Source organism: Dactylosporangium fulvum, from assembly GCF_025137375.1.
GTDB classification, from domain to species: Bacteria; Actinomycetota; Actinomycetes; order Mycobacteriales; family Micromonosporaceae; genus Dactylosporangium; species Dactylosporangium fulvum.
Genome location: NZ_CP073720.1, coordinates 7,886,701 through 7,904,862, shown reverse-complemented (window position 1 = coordinate 7,904,862; position 18,162 = coordinate 7,886,701). Strand labels below are relative to the sequence as shown.

23 protein-coding genes and 1 tRNA gene are annotated in these 18,162 nt (G+C 68.0%); 7 read left to right on the top strand and 17 right to left on the bottom strand.

Annotated features, from left to right (window positions below):
- Positions 1-54: 54 nt before the first annotated feature.
- Complete coding sequence (locus Dfulv_RS36110) at positions 55-651, bottom strand: hypothetical protein (protein ID WP_259858316.1); 597 nt, start codon at positions 649-651, stop codon at positions 55-57.
- Between Dfulv_RS36110 and Dfulv_RS36105 the strand changes: the two genes are divergently transcribed.
- From Dfulv_RS36105 to Dfulv_RS36090, 4 genes are read left to right on the top strand one after another with little or no spacing between them, the layout of a single operon-like run.
- Positions 638-1,186 carry a dihydrofolate reductase family protein gene (locus Dfulv_RS36105; RefSeq protein ID WP_259858315.1) on the top strand — a complete coding sequence of 183 codons (549 nt, stop codon included), beginning with the start codon at positions 638-640 and terminating at the stop codon, positions 1,184-1,186. The genes Dfulv_RS36110 and Dfulv_RS36105 overlap by 14 nt on opposite strands.
- 14 nt (positions 1,187-1,200) lie before the next feature.
- Positions 1,201-1,323, top strand: coding sequence for a hypothetical protein (locus Dfulv_RS36100; protein WP_259858314.1), 123 nt, complete (start codon positions 1,201-1,203; stop codon positions 1,321-1,323).
- Between the two features lie 28 nt (positions 1,324-1,351).
- On the top strand, positions 1,352-1,474 hold the full coding sequence (locus tag Dfulv_RS36095) for a hypothetical protein (RefSeq protein ID WP_259858313.1): 123 nt from the start codon (positions 1,352-1,354) through the stop codon (positions 1,472-1,474).
- 13 nt (positions 1,475-1,487) lie between these two features.
- On the top strand, positions 1,488-2,774 hold the full coding sequence (locus tag Dfulv_RS36090) for an RNA polymerase sigma factor (RefSeq protein ID WP_259858312.1): 1,287 nt from the start codon (positions 1,488-1,490) through the stop codon (positions 2,772-2,774).
- A 278-nt stretch (positions 2,775-3,052) separates the two neighbouring features.
- Here the strand turns inward: Dfulv_RS36090 and Dfulv_RS36085 are convergent, their stop codons facing one another.
- The 11 genes from Dfulv_RS36085 to Dfulv_RS36035 all read right to left on the bottom strand — a co-directional run bounded on the left by Dfulv_RS36085 (position 3,053) and on the right by Dfulv_RS36035 (position 10,800).
- Positions 3,053-3,220 (bottom strand): transposase domain-containing protein, encoded by a 168-nt coding sequence (locus Dfulv_RS36085; RefSeq protein ID WP_259858311.1) that lies wholly within the window; start codon positions 3,218-3,220, stop codon positions 3,053-3,055.
- Between the two features lie 203 nt (positions 3,221-3,423).
- Positions 3,424-3,903: a DUF1707 and DUF4190 domain-containing protein gene (locus Dfulv_RS36080; protein WP_259858310.1), complete on the bottom strand. Its 480-nt coding sequence runs from the start codon at positions 3,901-3,903 to the stop codon at positions 3,424-3,426.
- Between the two features lie 206 nt (positions 3,904-4,109).
- Positions 4,110-4,535, bottom strand: a complete 426-nt coding sequence (locus Dfulv_RS36075; protein ID WP_259858309.1) for a hypothetical protein — start codon at positions 4,533-4,535, stop codon at positions 4,110-4,112.
- A 45-nt stretch (positions 4,536-4,580) separates the two neighbouring features.
- Positions 4,581-4,778 carry a hypothetical protein gene (locus Dfulv_RS36070; protein ID WP_259858308.1) on the bottom strand — a complete coding sequence of 66 codons (198 nt, stop codon included), beginning with the start codon at positions 4,776-4,778 and terminating at the stop codon, positions 4,581-4,583.
- A complete protein-coding gene (locus tag Dfulv_RS36065; RefSeq protein WP_259858307.1) occupies positions 4,775-5,113 on the bottom strand; it encodes a hypothetical protein in 339 nt (112 codons plus the stop codon). Before Dfulv_RS36065 ends, Dfulv_RS36070 begins: the two co-directional genes overlap by 4 nt.
- Positions 5,114-5,475: 362 nt before the next feature.
- The gene (locus Dfulv_RS36060) at positions 5,476-6,294 is read right to left on the bottom strand and encodes an alpha/beta fold hydrolase (RefSeq protein ID WP_259858306.1); all 819 of its coding nucleotides are present in this window, start codon (positions 6,292-6,294) and stop codon (positions 5,476-5,478) included.
- A gap of 109 nt (positions 6,295-6,403) precedes the next feature.
- On the bottom strand, positions 6,404-6,559 hold the full coding sequence (locus Dfulv_RS36055; protein WP_259858305.1) for a hypothetical protein: 156 nt from the start codon (positions 6,557-6,559) through the stop codon (positions 6,404-6,406).
- 937 nt (positions 6,560-7,496) lie between these two features.
- Complete coding sequence (locus Dfulv_RS36050) at positions 7,497-7,910, bottom strand: SRPBCC family protein (protein ID WP_259858304.1); 414 nt, start codon at positions 7,908-7,910, stop codon at positions 7,497-7,499.
- Between the two features lie 824 nt (positions 7,911-8,734).
- Entirely contained in the window at positions 8,735-9,247 is a 513-nt protein-coding gene (locus tag Dfulv_RS36045) for a hypothetical protein (RefSeq protein WP_259858303.1), read from the bottom strand.
- A 314-nt stretch (positions 9,248-9,561) separates the two neighbouring features.
- A complete protein-coding gene (locus Dfulv_RS36040; RefSeq protein WP_259858302.1) occupies positions 9,562-10,116 on the bottom strand; it encodes a hypothetical protein in 555 nt (184 codons plus the stop codon).
- Positions 10,117-10,290: 174 nt separating this feature from the next.
- Complete coding sequence (locus tag Dfulv_RS36035) at positions 10,291-10,800, bottom strand: HEAT repeat domain-containing protein (RefSeq protein ID WP_259858301.1); 510 nt, start codon at positions 10,798-10,800, stop codon at positions 10,291-10,293.
- A 384-nt stretch (positions 10,801-11,184) separates the two neighbouring features.
- Here Dfulv_RS36035 and rox point away from each other — a divergent pair, with 384 nt between their 5' ends.
- A complete protein-coding gene (rox, locus tag Dfulv_RS36030; RefSeq protein ID WP_259868622.1) occupies positions 11,185-12,609 on the top strand; it encodes a rifampin monooxygenase in 1,425 nt (474 codons plus the stop codon).
- A 112-nt stretch (positions 12,610-12,721) separates the two neighbouring features.
- On the opposite strand, the gene Dfulv_RS36025 is transcribed toward rox, so the two are convergent.
- The 4 genes from Dfulv_RS36025 to Dfulv_RS36010 form a co-directional block, all read right to left on the bottom strand.
- Positions 12,722-13,579 carry a hypothetical protein gene (locus Dfulv_RS36025; protein ID WP_259858300.1) on the bottom strand — a complete coding sequence of 286 codons (858 nt, stop codon included), beginning with the start codon at positions 13,577-13,579 and terminating at the stop codon, positions 12,722-12,724.
- Positions 13,519-13,827, bottom strand: a complete 309-nt coding sequence (locus tag Dfulv_RS36020) for a hypothetical protein (protein ID WP_259858299.1) — start codon at positions 13,825-13,827, stop codon at positions 13,519-13,521. The genes Dfulv_RS36025 and Dfulv_RS36020 overlap by 61 nt, the downstream gene beginning before the upstream one ends.
- A gap of 140 nt (positions 13,828-13,967) precedes the next feature.
- Positions 13,968-14,351 carry a response regulator transcription factor gene (locus Dfulv_RS36015; protein ID WP_259858298.1) on the bottom strand — a complete coding sequence of 128 codons (384 nt, stop codon included), beginning with the start codon at positions 14,349-14,351 and terminating at the stop codon, positions 13,968-13,970.
- A gap of 110 nt (positions 14,352-14,461) precedes the next feature.
- Positions 14,462-14,851 (bottom strand): VOC family protein, encoded by a 390-nt coding sequence (locus Dfulv_RS36010; protein WP_259858297.1) that lies wholly within the window; start codon positions 14,849-14,851, stop codon positions 14,462-14,464.
- Positions 14,852-14,942: 91 nt separating this feature from the next.
- Between Dfulv_RS36010 and Dfulv_RS36005 the strand changes: the two genes are divergently transcribed.
- Both Dfulv_RS36005 and Dfulv_RS36000 read left to right on the top strand, forming a co-directional pair.
- Positions 14,943-15,016: transfer RNA gene (locus tag Dfulv_RS36005), tRNA-Pro, on the top strand.
- 114 nt (positions 15,017-15,130) lie between these two features.
- Entirely contained in the window at positions 15,131-16,087 is a 957-nt protein-coding gene (locus Dfulv_RS36000) for a tyrosine-type recombinase/integrase (protein WP_259858296.1), read from the top strand.
- A gap of 341 nt (positions 16,088-16,428) precedes the next feature.
- Here Dfulv_RS36000 and Dfulv_RS35995 read toward each other — a convergent pair whose 3' ends face one another.
- On the bottom strand, positions 16,429-18,126 hold the full coding sequence (locus Dfulv_RS35995) for a site-specific integrase (RefSeq protein ID WP_259858295.1): 1,698 nt from the start codon (positions 18,124-18,126) through the stop codon (positions 16,429-16,431).
- Positions 18,127-18,162: the final 36 nt, after the last annotated feature.

Sequence of the window (18,162 nt, the reverse complement as noted above, 5' to 3'; positions counted from 1 at the left end):
GGATGCGGCGATCCTGCTGATGGACATCTGCTGGGGCTCGGTCAGTTGCCCGCGTCAGCCGTATCTGCGGATCAGAAGTCGAGGAAGATCGGGAGTTCCCGGATATCGGCGTAGATGGTCGCATGCTGCGCGGCAGGGAATCCGAGCGCGAGAGCTTCGCCCCGGGTAGATGGCGATCACCGCGTCCTCGCCCCGCCACCAGGTGTCCGCCAGGCCCGCGACCTCGGGGACCGGTTCCATACCGGTGAGGTCGATGTCGTCGACCGCCGTTCCCTCGATCGTCTTGACGGGCGGCGAAGCCGACGATGACGAACTGGTGTGGGTGGGGTTGGTGGTGCTCGTGCTGCCCGTCCGTTCGTCGCCGGCGGTGATGGGTTCGGCGAACTCGCGATCACGCAGAGCCGTCTGCGAGGCGGCGGTCATCATGCCCGCGGCGAGGGGCGAGGGGAGGTCGGCGGTCGTGCGGAGGAGTGCAATCCCGGCCGCGATCGCGACACCGGGCAGCGAGGAATCGAGGGCTGTGTCGGACGACGCGGGGAATGAAAGATTTTTTTGGCTCTGATGTCGAAACGGCGCGTTGTCGCGCGAAGGATGGGTGCGGGCCGGAAAAGCCGGCCCCACTACCAGGGGAGACCTGATGCGACGCATCATCGCTTCGACCTACAGCACTGTCGACGGCTTCATCGACAACCCCCACGAGTGGTCGCTGGCATACAACGACCCGGCGGCCATGCAGTACGCCCTGGACCTGACGCTCAGCGCCGACACGCTGCTCCTGGGCCGCATCACCTACGAGGGCATGGCGCAGGCGTGGCCCAACATGGGTGGGAACCCGTACGCCGACCACGTCAACGCCATGCACAAGTACGTCGTCGCTTCCCAGCCGGTCGACACCAGCGTCTGGAACCCGACGACCGTCATCGCCGGCGCCGAGCTGCTGACCGCTGTCAAGGCACTCAAGGAGGACGATGGCACCGACATCCTGATCTGGGGTAACGGCCGGTTGACTGATGCGCTCGCGACGGCGGGGCTGCTCGACGAGTACAAGATTTGGACCTATCCGGTTCTGAAGGGCAGTGGTGAGCCGCTGTTCCGCGCTGAGAGCCCGACCGGCCTGCAGCACTTCGAGACCACCACCTTCGAGTCCGGTGTGGTCGTGTCGACCTACCGCGTCACCACCGTCTGAACAGGAGCACCGAGATGAGCGACGACCTGCGGTCGATGGGCAACGGCGACCGTAAGGTCGTCGACCTCGCCGAGGGCGACACGGTCGACACCGATTTCATCGCCGGTCTGCTGCGCCGGACCACCGGCCTGGACTGAGACCGGATCAACCGAGAGGATCCTTCTCATGCGTGTGATGGTGATGACCAAGGACGATGCCGCCGACGAGGGCAACGCCGACTTCGCCCGGACTGTCGACGCTGACGCGCTCGCCAAGAGCGAGCAGTTGCTCGACCCGGCCTCGGACTGAACCGGACCCGGCCATGGACCTGCGCAAGTCGGTCGAGGCGTTGTGGCGGATCGAGGCGCCTCAGTTGATCGCGACACTCGCCCGCCGGATCGGGAGCCTCGACATCGCCGAGGATCTTGTGTCCGAGGCGTTCGTGTCGGCATTGGAGCAGTGGCCGGCTGACGGCATCCCGCCGAGGCCGGGTGCCTGGCTGATGAAGACCGCCTGGCACAAGGCGATCGACCGTGCCCGGCGCGAGGAGACGGCCCGTAGGAAGGCGCCGCTCCTCGTTGCCGGGCACGAGGGCGAGCTGGCCGATGTCGCGGACGAGGCACTCGATCCGATCCCGGACGACCTGCTCACCATGGTGTTCACCACGTGCCATCCCGTGCTCTCACCCGAATCCCGGGTCGCGCTCACACTGAGGCTCTTCGGCGGGCTGACGACCGACGAGGTCGCCCGTGCTTTCCTCGTGCCCACTGCGACGATCGGGCAGCGGATCTCACGCGCCAAGCGGACCCTGGCCGAGGCGCGGGTGCCGATCGAGGCCCCGTCAGCCGGGGAACTCCCCGAACGTCTGCGCGCGGTGCTGGATGTGCTCTACGCGATCTTCAACGAGGGCTATTCGGCCTCGTCAGGCACGAACCTCGTCCGCGCCGACCTCGCCGTCGAGGCGATGCGGATGGGACGGGTCCTCGCAGGACTCTCCCCGACCGAGCCCGAAGTGTTCGGACTGGTCGCTCTCATGGAGTTGCAGGCCTCCCGCTTCCGGACCCGGGTCGACGCTGCCGGCATCCCGGTCCGGCTCGAGGACCAGGACCGTCGACTCTGGGACCGCACGCTGGTCGAGCACGGCCTCAGCATGCTCGACCGCGCTTTCGACCTGGCCCGGCCCCTCGGCGTGTTTTCGCTGCAGGCCGCCATCTCCGCCTGCCACGCCCGCGCGGCGACGTTCGCAGTCACCGACTGGGTCGCCATCCTCGCGCTCTACGACGCCCTCACCCAGATCACCCGGTCACCCGTCGTGGAGCTCAACCGCGCGGTCGCCGTGCTCCACGTCGACGGACCCGAAGCCGCACTCGCCACGACCCGACCACTGCTCGCCGACCGCCGGATGGCCGACTACCACCTGCTGGGCGCGGTGCGCGGGGACATCCTCACCCGGCTCGGCCGCCACACCGAGGCCGCAGCCGAGCTGGAACGCGCGGCCGAACTCGCACCGACCAGACAGGAACGGCAACTCCTGCTCAGCCGCATGGCGCAGGCACTCACCCCCCACAACGCCGGCGGCCAGTCCAGCAAGGAGCCGCCAGCGCAGTGAACCGGAAACACGCCCGACAGCATCTCCTCGACATCTCCTCGACGGGGCCGCCGACACCATCCGGTTCAGCCAGGACACCGACCACGAGGCATGGACGTTCCCCGGTACGGCACGAGCCCGAGCACCGCCCCGACGATCGCGTGGCTGCCGCACTCGGCGAGGACTGCGACGTGCAGTTTCTGGTACGCCGACGCCTTCGGCCCCGACCCCATCCAGCCGAAGCGTTCCACGTCGGCCGGGGTGCCGGCCACATCGTAGGCTGGTCGCGTCGATCGCCATCAGCCAGCGCCGGGCCAGCCGCCGGGCCAGCCAGACGCCCTTCGTGCCCGGCCCGGCCAAGGGCATGCACGCCCGGGCGAACAGCCCATCGCGATCACATACCGGATCATCACGTGCGCCGGCAGCCGCCGGACCCGCTGCTCCCGCCGCTCGCTGCGGTTGAGCACCTCTTCCAGCAGATCCGGCTGAACCGGGCCGACACCACCCCGAGCCCGATGCGATCGGTCAACCGACCCTGCACAGCCGCCGCGACTCCATTTTCAGACCACGCCACGCCACGGCACCGTACCGGCCAGACGAGACCTCGTCAGCTCACCACGCTGACCAGCACCAATGCCTTAACTAAACGGCATTGTGCCTAGATCGCCCGTCAGCGCGTGGTTGGCGTCGTTTGAGTAAACATTAAAAGGAAGAACATGGCGATCGACGCGACTATCCCGAGACAGCCAAGGACGAGTCCCGTCATCGCCTTGCCGCGTTCATTCGCACTGCGCAATCCAGGTATACTCAGCACGACCGCGGCGATGCCAAATAGACCTCCCATGCCATAACACACCGCCAGGGGAATGGACGCGATAGCTAGTACCAATGACGCGACGGTGGTCGTGCGCGCATTAGGATGAGGCGCGGTCATTGGCGCGGATGGTGGGAGCGGCAACGACCTGGGATCCCAATGGAACCGCGGCGGAAGATCCGAAAGCTGACCAAGTAGCTCGTGCGCCGTCTTCGCTGAGGTCACGATGTTCATTCGCTGGTCGAACTCGGACAGGTCGAGATAGCCCTCCTGAACGGCCTTACCCAGGAGGTCGAGAACATGAGTCCGTTGTGCGTTCCCGACGCGTTCGTTCATCCATCCGTTATCCCCTAGCACAGGCAGATCCTCTCAGACCGCATCCTGACGCCGCGTCCGGCAGCGTAGTTCGTGCCGCAACGGTGGGCGGCCCGGCCGTCGCGCTTGTACAGCCATGGCAGGACCGTCAGCCGCCTGCCGTGCGAGGCCAAGGGTTCCGCGCCGCTGTCGACCTGTAGACGCCCACCTCCCGGGCCCGACGCTGTTCACCGCCAGGTCCGGCGGCCGAGCATTCCGTGGTGCCAGCTCTCGGCCTGGTGCCGGGTGTCGGCGAGGGCTTGTTCGTCGCGTTCGGAGCGGTACTCCTTCTGCGGACGATGAGGGCTCCATTCGCCGAGAAAAGGGCGGAGGTCGGTGGGCCTGGGTTCGACGTCGAAGCTGACGTCGGCCAACGACGGGGTGCCGCAGGCGGGGTCGATCCGATCGGCGGCGGCCCTGCCCCATGCGATCCAGCGGGCGACGTTCTCGGAGTCGTTGATGTCACCGTTCGTCGCCGCCTGTTCGAGGGCGGTGCAGAACGCGCGGATGTCGGCGGCGGCGGTCCACGCTTGGTAGGCGTTCTGGAAGGTGTCCGTGCGGAGCTTGTCGACGGCCCGGATGCGGGCGTCGGCCATCGCGGCCCGCCACTGCATGAGGGTGGCATCCTCCTGCCGCCTGCGTTCCGCCGCGGCTTCCTCCTACGCACGCTGGTACGCGAGTCGTGCCTGTTCATCGGCGGTGGCGCTGGCCTCAACGTCCCGGATGACCTGCCGGAGCCGCTGCTCCAGCCGGGCGCGTTTGGTGTCGGTCCAGGTGTCTCGCTTGTCGTAGCCGTCCCGGGCGATCTCCAGGCGAAGTCGTCCCGAGGCGACCGTGTCGAACTCGGGAGGCCTCATCCACGGGCGACGACGTAGATCCCGCAGTTCCTGGGTGGTGGGCACGTGCTGGACCTGTCGTACTCCTCGGTGAGGGTGACCGCCCGGCGGGCCTGACCGATCTGCAGGTACGCCCGCGGGTGTTTCGTCTTGGTGTTGACGCCCACCCGGTGACCGCGTTTGCTGGCCTCGGCGGCGAGCAGACGGATCAGCTGCAACGCACGGGGCAGCGACTCCTGGGTGACATTGATGTTCGTCGGGTCGGCGTCGAGGGCGGCAAAGACGCGTGCCGGGTCGGTGGTGTCGCTGGGTCGCGGCGGCGGAGATGGCGCGCGTTCTGCGACGCGCTCGAACAATCCGCCTCGCTAGACGACGACCCGCCACCGCGAGCAACCGCGTCGCTTGGATTGCCTGGGGCCGGACCACCGCCGACCGTATCGATCCCACCGCCGGCAGCACCGGCCTCACCGCCGTGCCGTTCGACATGACGCCCGGACCCGACGACCTCCGTCCGTACGTCGGCAACTGGAGCCCACACGAGCCGCGCCACGAATACCGGTACGAGCGCGACGAGGAACTCCTCGTGGACGCCCGACAGCAAGGCGACACCTGGCACCACGGGATGCGCGGACGACCAACCTGGTGGCGAAGACACTGATAGAACAATCCTGGTGGCCGACGGTTTCGGCCACCAGCCGGCGAACCGGGGCGATCCGTGTCAGCGCGAGGTGAGCCAGTCCAGCGCGTCGCCGTACGCTGTCATGACCGACACGTGCCCGTCGTCGGGTCGCGGCCAGCGGGTCGCGTCCGGCAGCACCGTCATGAGCCGCTCGCTGTGCTGGACGGGCACCATCCGGTCCTGGTCGCCGTGGACGACCAGCACTGGCACCGCGATGTCCGCCGGGTCGAAGCCCCACGGCGATACGTACGCGAGGTCGTCGTCGACCTGACCGACCACACCCCCCTCGGCGGCCCGGCCGGCATCCTCGCCGAGCGCCGCCCACGGCCCGTTCAGCGCCGCCCAGTCCGCGTCGGTGAACACCGCCGGATCGAACTGCGCGCTCTCCGCGTGTCGCAGCCGGGCCTCGCGCCCCTCGAGCGCCGCGCGCAGCGCACCGTCGTCGGCCATGCCTTCGAACCAGAAACGCTCGTTCGTGTACGGCGTGAGCCCGGCGAACGTGGCGACCGCGCTCACCAGGTCGGGCAGCAGGGCCGCGCAGGCGAGGGCGTGCGGCCCGCCACCGGAGGCGCCCATGACCGCGAACCGCTCCACGCCGAACGCGTCCGCGACGGCCGCGGCATCGTCAGCGGCGGAGGCGACGTCCCGCCCTGGCACTGGCGTTGACCCGCCGTAGCCCGGCCGCGCGTACGTCACCAGCCGCACGCCCCGCTCGACCGCCCCGGCGAGCTGCGGCGCGAGGATCGCCCCGGTGTGCGGGGTGCCGTGGTGCCAGAACACCACCGGCCCGTCGCCCCCGCTGTCGTACGCCCGCAGCATCCGCCCGCCCGCCACGTGAAGATCCCGCTCGATCACCATTCGGCGAGCGTACCCGTGCGCGGACGTCCTCATGATCGAGCAGCAACCGCCGGAGAAACTCCCGGGACTGGTAGCCAACAGACGGACGACTTGATCGCCAGCGTCGATGTCATAGGTTTCCTGTGCCAACGACGCGACGGCGCATTGCCAGGTATGTGTCTCCGGTCGCGGCCTCGAGGAAGCCGGTCAGGCCACAGCCGCATTTCTGCTCGTCTCCGGCCGCCTGCCGGTCGAGGTGGTGTACGCGATGCTCGTCGACGCCCACCTGCACACCCCGGTCGCCGAACGGCTCCAGTCCTCACGCCCCCAGCACCTTCGCAGGCGGCCCGGCCCGTCACGCCAGCCCCAGCGGCGTTGTTCTCCGCGCCCGGCGATCTGGACACCCCGGCGCCGTTCGCCGCTCCGCCGGCGAGGCGAGGTCGCGCACGCCGAGCCGGTCGCCACGACTCATCGGCGTCGCGCGGCACGTAGGGAGGCACGCGGCTGTGCATGGTCCGGCCGGCGACGTCGTGCGAATACGTCTCCGCCGGGTGGACTCGCAGCGCCAGCGGGTCGTCGAGGTCCCGCACGCGCGGCGGCCGGCCACCCGGGGCACTGACCAGGAGACTGTCCGGGAGCGCCGCCCGGTGCTCGGCGTGCCGGTCGAGCAGAGCCCGCCCGCGTGCGCCGGCGATGCCGAAGACTGCGCCGCAGATCGAGGCCAGCACGAGCACCCACGGATTGCGGGGCCACAACGCCACGGCCAACCCGGCGGCCGCGACGACCGGCGCGGAGACCGCCAGCAGCGTCCTGGCTGCGGGAGTCTTGCAGGTTAGGGCGGTCATCTGCCTCGGGTCTCGCATCTCAGACGCCGCCGGAAATATCGGTCTGCGTGCGGACAGAGCCGGGCTAATCCACCCTCGAACAGGCGAGCAACCTAGGAGCAATCCAGATCCACAATAGACAGACGTGCCGCACATTTTCGCAGGTAAGCCACGATGCGACACGACTCGCAATTACGATTCATGATGAATAAAAGTCCGAAGTGGACGATCAACTTGCTCAAGTTCAATCATAGCAAGGAAAATTCCGTGGATAGCGACTCGCGTCCCGTGCAGTCCGGCCCTGTCCGTGCTGGGTGGCGAACATTCGAGCAACCACCGAGCAACCCAACGTCCTTCGCGTTATGGTCCACTGCACTCATGCCGAGAGGGGTGCGTCGCCTATCGTTCGGTTTCGTTGAACTCCAGGACCTCTTTCATCTCCTCGATTCCCCGCTCGACCCGGCCCCTTACCGCATCGGCCATGGCATGCGGCAGGACGTCGGTCAGCCAGACGAGCCGGCTGTGATCGCCCTCGTCGAACACCTGGAACGCCGCGTGGTGGTAGGTCAGCGGCAGCCGTTGCCCCTCGGTCACCGTGTACGCCATCCTGCGGATGGTGTGGTCGATCGCCAGGATGAGTTCGCGGACCCGCGCCCCGTCCGGCATGGTCAAAATGCGGACGTCGCCCTCGATCCGGGTATCGGCCACTCGGCCGGGAAGCAGTCGCCGGTGTACCGCACCGACATCCGCGACGGCCTCCCACACTCGCTGCGCCGGAACATCAATGGTGGCTTCGACACAGACCGTGGCCATGATTGACACTTCCCATCGTTGCTCGGAGGCAATGCCAGCTGCCGCAGCCTATAGGTGCCGCTCACCCAAATCGCAGGAAGGACTGACGCGCTCCGGATCTGGCATCCCGCTCTGCGCGTCCACGCCGGCTGCTGTACCTGAGCATGGATCAAGTGTTCGGCAGGGTGGTGTGGCTGTCGCGCGGCGACGCTGCCAAGACTGCAGGACTGTACGAGGTCGCGGTCCTGCGCCGACAGGCCGGCCGCGACCGTCGTGGCCGGACCGGGCAGTGCTGTCCGCGTTGACCCGGCTGGTTGCGCGGGCATCGCCTCGTCACGCCCGCCACGCTGCTGGCTTGGCACCGCCGGTTGGTCCAACACCGGTGGGCCTACCCGAACCGGCCAGGCCGGCCGCCGATCAGCGCCGAGGTTCGGGATCTGGTCCTGCGGCCGGCGCGGGGGAACCCAGACTGGGACACCGCCGCATCCAAGGCGAGCTGGTCGGCCTCGAGTTCCGGGTCGGTGCCGGCACGATCCGCCGGATCCTGGCCCGCACACGGACCGGGCCGGCGCCGCGCGGTGTGGACACCAGCTGGCGACGCCTCCTCCGGACTCAGGCACACGGGCTGCTGGCCACCGATTTCTTCCACCTCGACACCATCGCGCTGCGGCGAATCTCCGTGTTGGTGGTGATGGAGGTGGTCACCCGCGCACACTGCCGATCGCCGTGGAGGTGTGCTGGTCTGGCCGATGAGCATGCGCTCGGTCCGAGTCGATGGCGTTGTATCTCCGGCAAGTCGTGCGCGGATCGCCGAGCAGTCTGATCGGCCTCGCCGTCGTCGCGGGTCAGTTGCCGCCGATACCGGTGTCCATGACCTTTGCGGACGCCTTCACCTCGGCGCGCTTGGTCTGCTTGCCGCCGATCGTAGTGATCGTGTAGGTGTGCGTCTCGACGCTGCCAACCGGGCCGCCGCAGGAGAACGTGAACGTCTCGGTGCCGCTGGCCGGGTAGTTGCCGTAGCTGCCGGGCAGCTCCGGGTTGTCCACCGACAGCCCCACGCCGGTCGCGCCGGTGACCTTCCACTTGATGATCACCGGTACCGCGTCGGCGCGGAACACGGCCGTGCCTTCGGGGCATTTGGGTTGCTGCACGATCTTGAACTCGACGATCTTGGTCGTGCCGCTCGGCTTGCTGTTCTTGGTCGGGCTCGGCTTCAGCGACGACGTGGCACCGGCCGGCACCAGCGACGGCGAGTCGGACGGTGTTTCGGCCGTGTCGGAGGAGCAGCCGGTGGTACCCAGCGCGGTGAGCGCGATCGCGGCGGCGGCCATCGAAAGGCGGACGGTCCTGCGGTTCATGGTGTACCTCCCGGCAGCAGGCGTTTGGTTGACACATCTGACGTTAGGGGCGCCCCCACCCGGACTGATCCTGGATTCGTGCCACATCCGGCAACTGCGGCCGCGGCGGCGTCCGCTGTGCCGCTGACAACGCCTCGAACCTTCCGCACGGATCGTCACTATCCGCGTGCGGCTGCCTGTCGCCGTCGCATGAGCTGGCGAGATCGCTCGAAGCATTGGGGGCTGGGCGGCCGGTCGGCACACCGACGCCTATCCGGTGGAGCACTTGATCAATTCACCCATTAGCCGAGAAAGCGGATGCCAACGCGATGACGTCACTGCGTCAACAGACGGTAGACGATCGCGCCGGAGAAGAGCGCGAACAGTGCGAGCGGTACCCACCAGTCGGGGAATCGGCTGCGGGTGTGGCGCGGGCCTTCGGCGGTCTGCCGCTCGGCGGCGATCACACCCAGGCGGTCCACCAGGTCCTGACCCTTGGAACCGCCGGTGTTCAGCAGCGAGTCGGAGAAACCCCAAGCCCGGACTCGTTTTCCTGAGCCCAGAGTGATGCGGACCGAGAGCAGGTCGAGGTGAATCGACGCCACGTCGCGGTAGGCGATGCGTTCGACGGTCAGCAGGTTGACCACCTCGAAGTGGTCGAGCCGGGCCGTCAGCTGCGTGCGGAAGCCAATACGGAAGCAAAGCCAGCCCATGACCGCGAAGAAGGCCGCGGCGCCGAAGTCAAACGGCAGCCCGGCCAGGCTCGGCCCGGACATCTCCAGCGGGACGGCCACCACCACGCACAGCAGAAGCAGCCGTCCGATCCAGCGATCGGCGATGCCGTAGAAGACCCGGTCCTTGCCCTTGCGCCCTATCGGGTCATCGTGCACGCTTCACCTCTTCCGTCACCGTGGTGGCCCGCCAGGTCACCGGTTCGCGAAACGTAGCAAAGGCCGTCTGTAGCCCGGACCGGAGAAGGCCGGACAGAGAAGAATCCTCACGGAAGACGACGTGCCACGGGTCACGATCATTTTGCGGCCGGTGCCGGGGTTCGCCGTGGCTGGTTACTTGGGCAGTCGGTTGAGTTGGGTTTCGGCGGCCTGGCGTACGGTCGCATCGGGGTCGTCGGCAAGGCGGCGAAGGATGTCGCTGACGTTGTTGGGCGCGAGGTGGTGTGCGACGGTCGCGACGCGTTGACGGACCGTGGGGTCGGGGTCGTTCGCCAGTTGGGCTACGAGCGGTGCCCAACGCGATGAGTGATCGTCGACGGTCGCGAGCCCGCTCAGGGTGGCCGCTCGTACCGTCGCATCGTCGTCTTGCGACAACAGCATGAGTCGCGGTGCGACCCGGGGATCGGAGTCGGCGGCCTTGGCGAGCGCTTTCGCGGCCTGAGCTCGCAGCCGCGGATCCTGATTGCTGGCCTCTGCGAGCAGTGCGTCGACCGCGGTCGGGCTGCCGACCGAGCCGAGGGCGTCGCGGGCCTGGTCGCGGACACGACGGTCCGGATCGTCGAGCAGCCGCAGCAACGCCGGCGTTGCCGCAGCGATACTGAGCCGGCCGAGTGCGTACGCCACCCGTGCCCGCACCTGCGGTACGGAGGACCAGTCGGGGCCGCCACGCCGGATTCGCCCTGCAACCGCACGGGCCCGTATGAAGTCGTGATCACGTGGCTGGGAAAGGACTGGACGGGATGATGCTCGGCTTGTAGCTTGCAGCTGACCGCGACACCACCCGAGGAGGTGAGACCCATGAACGCTGTATCGATGTGGGTGCTCCCCCTCCCCGTCACGGTCGGGCGATTGACGTAGGTGTCGCCGGGAGCGCCTCGCCAACAAGGCACTCCCGAAAGGTCAACACCTATGCACCCTGTGCAGTTCACTGCCGAGCCGTCGTCGAACGATGTGGTCGAGGTCCCCGGACTCCCATCGCCGGCCTCCGGCGCCGATCGCGCGCCCCTCATCTTCGATGTAATCATTGCCGGGTGCGGGCCGACCGGTGCGATGCTGGCCGCCGAGCTGCGGCTGCACGATGTGCGGGTACTCGTCCTGGAGAAGGAAACCGAGCCCGTGTCGTTCGTCCGCATAGTCGGTCTGCATATTCGCAGTCTCGAACTGATGGCCATGCGCGGGCTGCTGGAGCGCATTCTCGAACACGGAAGACGGCGTCCGGCCGGCGGCTTCTTCGCCGCCATCACCAAACCCGCGCCCGAGGGCCTGGATTCCGCGCACGCCTATCTGCTGGGCATCCCGCAGCCGGTCATCGTTCACCTGCTCGAAGAACATGCGATCGAACTGGGTGCGCAGGTCCGGCGCGGTTGCGCGGTGGCCGGTCTCGAACAGGACGACGAGGGTGTGACCGTCGAACTGGCCGACGGGGAGCGGGTGCGTTCGCGCTATCTCGTCGGCTGTGACGGCGGGCGCAGCACGGTGCGCAAACTGCTCGGCGTCGGCTTCCCTGGCGAGCCCTCGCGGAACGAGACGCTGATGGGCGAGATGGAAGTAGGTGTGCCGCAGGAGGAGATCGCCGCCAAGGTGACCGAAATCGGCGAGACCGAGAAGCGATTCAGCCTCAGGCCCTTCGGCGCAGGCGCCTATCAAGTCATCGTCCCCGTCGCGGGAGTCAGCGGTCGCGCGGCACCGCCCACCCTCGAGGACTTCAAACACCAGTTGCGCATCATCGCCGGAACCGATTTCGGCGTACATTCCCCGCGCTGGTTGTCCCGTTTCGGCGACGCCACCCGGCTCGCCGAACGTTATCGGGTCGGGCGGGTGCTGCTGGCCGGCGATGCGGCACACATCCATCCACCCATCGGCGGACAAGGCCTCAACCTGGGCGTTCAGGACGCATTCAACCTCGGCTGGAAACTGGCCGCACAGATCCGCGGCTGGGCGCCGGACACACTGCTGGACACCTACCAGGCCGAGCGTCATCCGGTCGCCGAGGATGTGCTGGACAACACCCGCGCCCAGATGGAACTGCTGTCCACCGAACCGGGCCCGCAGGCCGTGCGCAGGCTGCTCACCGAACTGATGGACTTCGACGCGGTGAACCGCTATCTGATCGAGAAGATCACCGCGATCGGCATCCGCTACGACTTCGGCGCAGGTCCCGACCTGCTCGGCCGCCGCCTGCGCGACATCGAGGTGAAACAGGGCCACCTGTACGGGCTGCTGCATCGCGGCCGCGGCCTGCTGCTGGACCGCACCGAACGCCTCACCGTCGGCGGCTGGTCGGACCGGGTCGATTACCTCGCGGATCCCACCGCGGTACTGGATGTTCCGTGCGTCCTGCTACGCCCCGACGGCCACGTCGCCTGGATCGGCGACGATCAGCAAGACCTGGACGACCACCTCTCCCGCTGGTTCGGCAAGCCCGCCAACTGATTCCGCCTGAGCAACCGAAAATGAATGCGAAGTTCGCGCCGGACATCCGCTCGACCAGTCACCGCGCTGCGTGGCCGGGGCAAAGACGGCTCGCGGTTCCTTGACCGTGCTGTCAGGGTGCGGACCAGCCGTTGGCCCGGCTCGGCACCGACGGCTCCGACGGTGTCTGCGGTGCCAGGATCGGCACCGGGCCGGGCCACGTGCCCCACGATTCCCACGGGGTGTTGCGGCGGGCGTGGGTTTCGCGGAGGTACCGCTCGGAGCGTGGATCGGCAAGCCCGGTCAGCCCGATCAGCGTCGCCACGATCCCGGCGACGCCGAGCACGAGCAGAGCCAGGCCGACCGGGGCGGGCACGCCGTCGGCTTCCGCGTACCGGCCCAGGCCGATCATTGCCGTCTCGGCGTCCTGGGACACCGCCAGCCAGTGGCCGACGAGCAGGATCCCGCCGCCGGCGCGGGCCAGGTTGGCCGCGGCGAGCCGGCCGGCCCGAGCGACGGCTGCGGCAACCACCGCCCAGACCGCACCGACCACCATGACGGTGCCGAAGAGCGCGAATCCCACGAGCGCGGCCGGGTCAGCGGTGACCAGGCTGTCCAGGGCGATCGCCCCGGCGAATGAGACGATCCCCAGCGCGCCGCCGGCACCGAACCACCACACGCTGCGCCGCAGCGGCGCGGGCGCGCCGTCCGTCCGCACGAGGGCACCGTAACCGGCCGGGTCCGGCGCGGCGGTGGAAGCGGCGAGCGCGCCCGGATCGGCGGGCGGCGTTGCGGGATGGGCGAGGGCGCGGCGGGTGACCGGGACGCCGAGGCAGATCGCCGTGACGGTGAGCACGCCGATGGTGACCGCCGTGGCCGCGCCGGCGATCCACGGCGACGGCCCGATCCAGATGTCGTACCCCTCGGGGTTCAACATGAAGTAGTGCGTCGCGCACACCACCAGGGCCAGGGTGGTGCCGGTGCCGGCCAACCAGACCAGCGCGCGGCGGCGCGGCGGGCCAGCACCAGCCCGGCCGTCGCGAGCAGGCCGATCGCGAACAGCACGGCGGGAACGCCCACGACGAGTGCGCCCGCCGAGACCCAGGCGTGCAGGTACGGCTCCACGCGGGCGTTACGCACGCCGACGGAGGTGGCCCACAGCACGGTGACCACGCCGGAGACCGCGGGGACGACGGCGATGAGGCCCGCCACCAGCGGGACACGCGACGCACGAGACATCCCCGCAACGTATCTGACCTGCGGCAACAGCGGCAGAGCCGTCTGGACAGGCAATACCAGCCAAAGTCACCGCGACGTTCCCGCCATGCGCAAGTACACGCGCCTGGCACTGCAGGCTCCTGAACGACCGGTCGGCATCCTCATCCGCGGCAGCTCGCATGCGCTCCCATCGGTGCGGTCCTTGCTGTGCGTAGCGGGGCCTCGCGGGCGGTCACGTCCGGCCGTCGTGCCGGGCCCGCGAACCGTACAGTGGTCGGATCGACAGGTGTCGGATGTACCCGCAGCACCAACTGGACGCTGCCCAGCAGCGCGTCGAGGCTGAACGGCTTGACCATGTGATGTACAGCACCGGCCGTCACCCCGCTGCGCACGACGTCGGGCTGGGACAGCGCGGAGAGCAGCATCACCGGGATGTGCGCCGTCTCCGGGTCGGTCTGCAGCCGCTCGCAAGCGGTCAGCCCGTCCTGACCCGGCAACATGATGTCCAGAATGACCAGGTTCAGCAGGCAGGCGACAGCGGCCACTCCGTTGTCGGTCTCGATGACCTCGAAGCCGGCCCTGACCAGCTTGTACGCGGGTTGTCCGTCTCCAGGCTGTTCTCCCCGGTGCCGTGCCGCAGCGGTCCGGTTGCCGGTCAGTTGCCGAGGAGATCCCAGCGGTTCCCGGCGATGTCGAGGAACACGGCGACGGTGCCGTAGCCTTCGGTGCGCGGCGGCCGGACGAACTCGACCCCGTGGTCGAGCAGCCGGCGGTACGTACTGTTGAAGTCGTCGACCCGCAGAAAGAACCCGACCCGCCCGGCGACCTGGTCCCCGACCACGAGGTGCTGCCGCTCCCCGTCGGCCCGGGCCAGCAGCAACCCGGTCCCGCCCCCGGGCGGCCGGACGACCACCCACCGCTTCGCTCGCCCGTCGGTGGTGAGGGCGGGTGAGTCCTCGGCAAGTTCGAACCCGAGGGTGTCGACGAAGAAACTGATGGCGGGGTCGTACTCCTCGACAACAAGCGTGACAAGATCAAGCCGCATACCAGCAGGCTAAACGCTACGGGGGATACTCGTGTGTGGGGTGGGAGTGGGATGCGCTACTCTGTAGCGGCTGCCACGGTTGGGGCAGCACCGGGACGTAGCGCAGTTTGGTAGCGCACTTGACTGGGGGTCAAGGGGTCGTGGGTTCAAATCCCGCCGTCCCGACAGCGCAAGGGTTTTCGCAGGTCACAAGCCTGCGAGAGCCCTTTTTTCGTGTGTGAGCAGTTCGTCGAGGTCGAGCACGCCGCTGTTGGACCCCTTGACTCGACGGGTGACGAGATGCCCCTGCTCAAGATCGAAAAGCTCACCGAAGGCCTCGCCGGGGACTGGCCCGGACACCTCCGTGACTGGGACCGGACCCTGCGCGCCGCCAACCATCCGGAGACCACCCGCTACAACTACCTGCTCGCCGCGGCACAACTCGGCCGGTATCTCGGCGAGCATACCCCGGACCCTGACGCTGTCGACGCGGCCGAGGATCCGACCGACGTGACGAAGGCGCACATCGAAGCGTTCCAGGCGTGGGTGATCGAGACCCGTTCCGCCGTGACGGCCTTGAACAAGCACAAGGGTCTGCAGCAGTTCTTCAAGTACCTCGTCGACGAGGACGAGATGGACCGCTCGCCGATGGACCGGGTGAAGCAGCCGAAGACGCCGCGCAAGCTCATCCCGATCATCCGCGACGACGACACCAAGAAGATCCTCGACAGCTGCAAGAGCACCCGATTCGAGGACGTCCGCGACGAGGCCATCGTCCGGCTGTACTACAACACCGGCGCCCGGCTGTCGGAGGTCGCGAATCTGCGCGTGTACGACGTCGACCTCGACAAGGACTGGCTGCACTACCGCGGCAAGGGATCGAAGGACCGGAGAGTGAGGTTCGGGCCGAAGACTGGCCGGGCGATCAGCCGGTACCTGCGTACACGCAACCGCCACCCTGGCTTCAGCTCACCCGAGCTGTGGCTCGCGCTGCGAGGTGGTCAGCCGCTGTCAGCGAACGGAATCAAACTCATGTTGCGGCGGCGTGGCGTGCGGGCCGGCGTCGAAGGTGTCCACGCCCACCGATGGCGGCACAACTACGCGCACGAGTGGAAGCTCGCGGGCGGCGACAGCGGTGATCTCATGCTGCTGCTCGGCTGGACATCCGACGACATGCCCCGTCATTATGGCGCCAGCGCTGCGGCCGAACGAGCTCAGCAGGTCCAGGTTCGGATGGGCATCGGTGAACGTGTCTGACTCCGGCCAGCCCCACAACTCCGTCGGCATGACACCTCAGCAGCGCACGCGGCGCGATCGGATCGCGGCACATGCGTCCTGGGCCAACACCGCGGACCGAACATCCCGGACGGCACCGGCCACGTCGGCGTTCCTAGCGCGCTTCGAGCGACAGGTAGACCCACTCGGCAATCTGCCGGAGGACGTCCGCCGGACCATGGCGGAACACGCCAGGAAGGCGTATATGCTCCAGCTCGCCGAACGCTCCGCACGAGCCCGACGCGCTGCCGTGCGCGACAAGCGCCAGTAGACCCTACGACTTGTAATCGGAAGGTTGGGGGTTCAAGTCTCCCCGTCGGCTCTTATCCAGTGTTGCCGTTCACGCTGCTCAGGTGCCGTTTTCCATGCTTCTTCCTGGATGGATCGAATGGGATGATCTTGGCGGATGTCGCGCTGGTAGCAAGATCGGTAGCGAAACCCTCGGAAACTCCATCGGCATCCGCCTCTTTCTGCTGGTCTGCAGGGTTGGGCGCTGGAACCGGGGTCGGTACCGGCGCCGCGGGCGGGGCCGCACCCTGGGCGCTGCCGTCTGAGCCGTACAGCAGGTCGCTGAGTCGCCGGGTGGCTTCGACCCGCAGTTCGTCGATGACGTGCTGGTACCGCTGCACCATCCGCCGGTCCGACCAGCCCATGACCGCCATGACCGTCTGCTCGTCGATGCCCTGCAGCAGCAGCATCGTCGCCGCGGTGTGCCGGCCGTCGTGGACTCGCGCGTCACGGACGCCCGCCTCGCGCAGGATCTCCTTCCATTCCAGCCAGTCGGACTTGGCGTCGATCGGGCTCCCGTCGGGGTGACACCAGACCAGGCCGAACTCCACCCAGGCGTCGCCGGCTGCTTCCCGCTCCAGATCCTGCACCTGCTTGTGGGCTTCGAACTGGACGCGCATGCGCCGGTCAAGCGCAATGCGGCGCTTACCGGCCTCGCTCTTCGGGTCCGTGAATACGACCCCGCCGCCGACGCGCTTCGGGCACCGGTGCCCGTGCTTGGTGCACCCGGGCTGACACACTTCCTTGCACGTCTTCTTCTTGCGGTGCCGGGCGCAGTCGTCGCTCGGCATACGCTGCGGGCAGCGGTCGACCCGCTGCTTCGTGCAGTCCTCCGGCTTCTTGCCGCACCCGTGCTGCCAGCGAACCGGGCACGGTCTCGTCCGGCAGAACCGCGCCGCGCAGGCAACCGGATCTTCGCAGCCGTGCTCCCATTGCCGGCTGCCCGCCTGCCGACGTACGACCATCCAGCCACCGGCCAGGTCCAAGCCGACGGGCTTGTCCTTCGTGGATTTGGATGGCTTCATCCACGGCAGGCCGAGCGCTTCGCCCTGACGCAGGCCAAGCGGCATCGCGATTGACCAGCGTGTGCCGTTGCGGCGCCGCTCGCAGACATCGAGGATCGCCTTGACCTCGGAGACGAGGAGCGGGGTGACCTCCTCGCTGACGAGTTTGGGTCGCCATGTCATCAGCTCGATCGGGCTGCGAGGGATGATCTTTTCCTTGACGGCCCAGTTGAGCGCGGCACGGAGTGTCCGGAAGACCAGATGGACGCCGCCGGGGTTGAGTCCGGGTGCGCGCTCACCGGCTTCCGGGTCGCGCCGAATGCCTTTCAGGAAGCGTTCGATCGCTTTCGGCTGTTCCAGCAAGAGGTTGACCCGCCACTCGCCGATGCCGGGGATGAGCCAGTTGTGTACGGCCGGGCCATACGAGTTGTGGAAGGTCTTGTAGCTCCATTCTTCTTCGTGTGCCGACATCCACTCGGTCAGTAGGGTGGACAGTTTCGGTGGCACGCCGGCCTTGACGGTCCGGCCGGCTTGCATTTCGTCCGCGAGCTTGGCGAGCTTTGCGCGGACCTCGGCCTCGGTCTTGCCGCGGCGGTGGCGTCGATCTGGTTTGCCGTTGGGTTTGGTGCCAACGAGAAGGCTGCCTTGCCAGCCTTCTTTGCCGTGCCAGACGGAGAGTTCTTCCTTGACCTTGCCGGTGCTTGGTGCAGCCTTTCGAGGGCGCCCCACAATGCCGTCCTTAGCTGAATGGGGCATGGTGAGCCT

Bases quoted from the DNA above. Each gene is read 5' to 3' on its own strand.
- Dfulv_RS36045 (WP_259858303.1), bottom strand. From the start codon at position 9,247: ATGAACCGCAGGACCGTCCGCCTTTCGATGGCCGCCGCCGCGATCGCG.
- Dfulv_RS36070 (WP_259858308.1), bottom strand. From the start codon at position 4,778: ATGAGGCCTCCCGAGTTCGACACGGTCGCCTCGGGACGACTTCGCCTG.
- Dfulv_RS36075 (WP_259858309.1), bottom strand. From the start codon at position 4,535: ATGCAGTGGCGGGCCGCGATGGCCGACGCCCGCATCCGGGCCGTCGAC.
- Dfulv_RS36095 (WP_259858313.1), top strand. From the start codon at position 1,352: ATGCGTGTGATGGTGATGACCAAGGACGATGCCGCCGACGAGGGCAAC.
- Dfulv_RS36080 (WP_259858310.1), bottom strand. From the start codon at position 3,903: ATGAACGAACGCGTCGGGAACGCACAACGGACTCATGTTCTCGACCTC.
- Dfulv_RS36100 (WP_259858314.1), top strand. From the start codon at position 1,201: ATGAGCGACGACCTGCGGTCGATGGGCAACGGCGACCGTAAGGTCGTC.
- Dfulv_RS36110 (WP_259858316.1), bottom strand. From the start codon at position 651: ATGATGCGTCGCATCAGGTCTCCCCTGGTAGTGGGGCCGGCTTTTCCG.
- Dfulv_RS36000 (WP_259858296.1), top strand. From the start codon at position 15,131: ATGCCCCTGCTCAAGATCGAAAAGCTCACCGAAGGCCTCGCCGGGGAC.
- Dfulv_RS36060 (WP_259858306.1), bottom strand. From the start codon at position 6,294: ATGGTGATCGAGCGGGATCTTCACGTGGCGGGCGGGCGGATGCTGCGG.
- Dfulv_RS36090 (WP_259858312.1), top strand. From the start codon at position 1,488: ATGGACCTGCGCAAGTCGGTCGAGGCGTTGTGGCGGATCGAGGCGCCT.
- Dfulv_RS36105 (WP_259858315.1), top strand. From the start codon at position 638: ATGCGACGCATCATCGCTTCGACCTACAGCACTGTCGACGGCTTCATC.
- Dfulv_RS36010 (WP_259858297.1), bottom strand. From the start codon at position 14,851: ATGCGGCTTGATCTTGTCACGCTTGTTGTCGAGGAGTACGACCCCGCC.
- Dfulv_RS36020 (WP_259858299.1), bottom strand. From the start codon at position 13,827: ATGTCTCGTGCGTCGCGTGTCCCGCTGGTGGCGGGCCTCATCGCCGTC.
- Dfulv_RS36050 (WP_259858304.1), bottom strand. From the start codon at position 7,910: ATGGCCACGGTCTGTGTCGAAGCCACCATTGATGTTCCGGCGCAGCGA.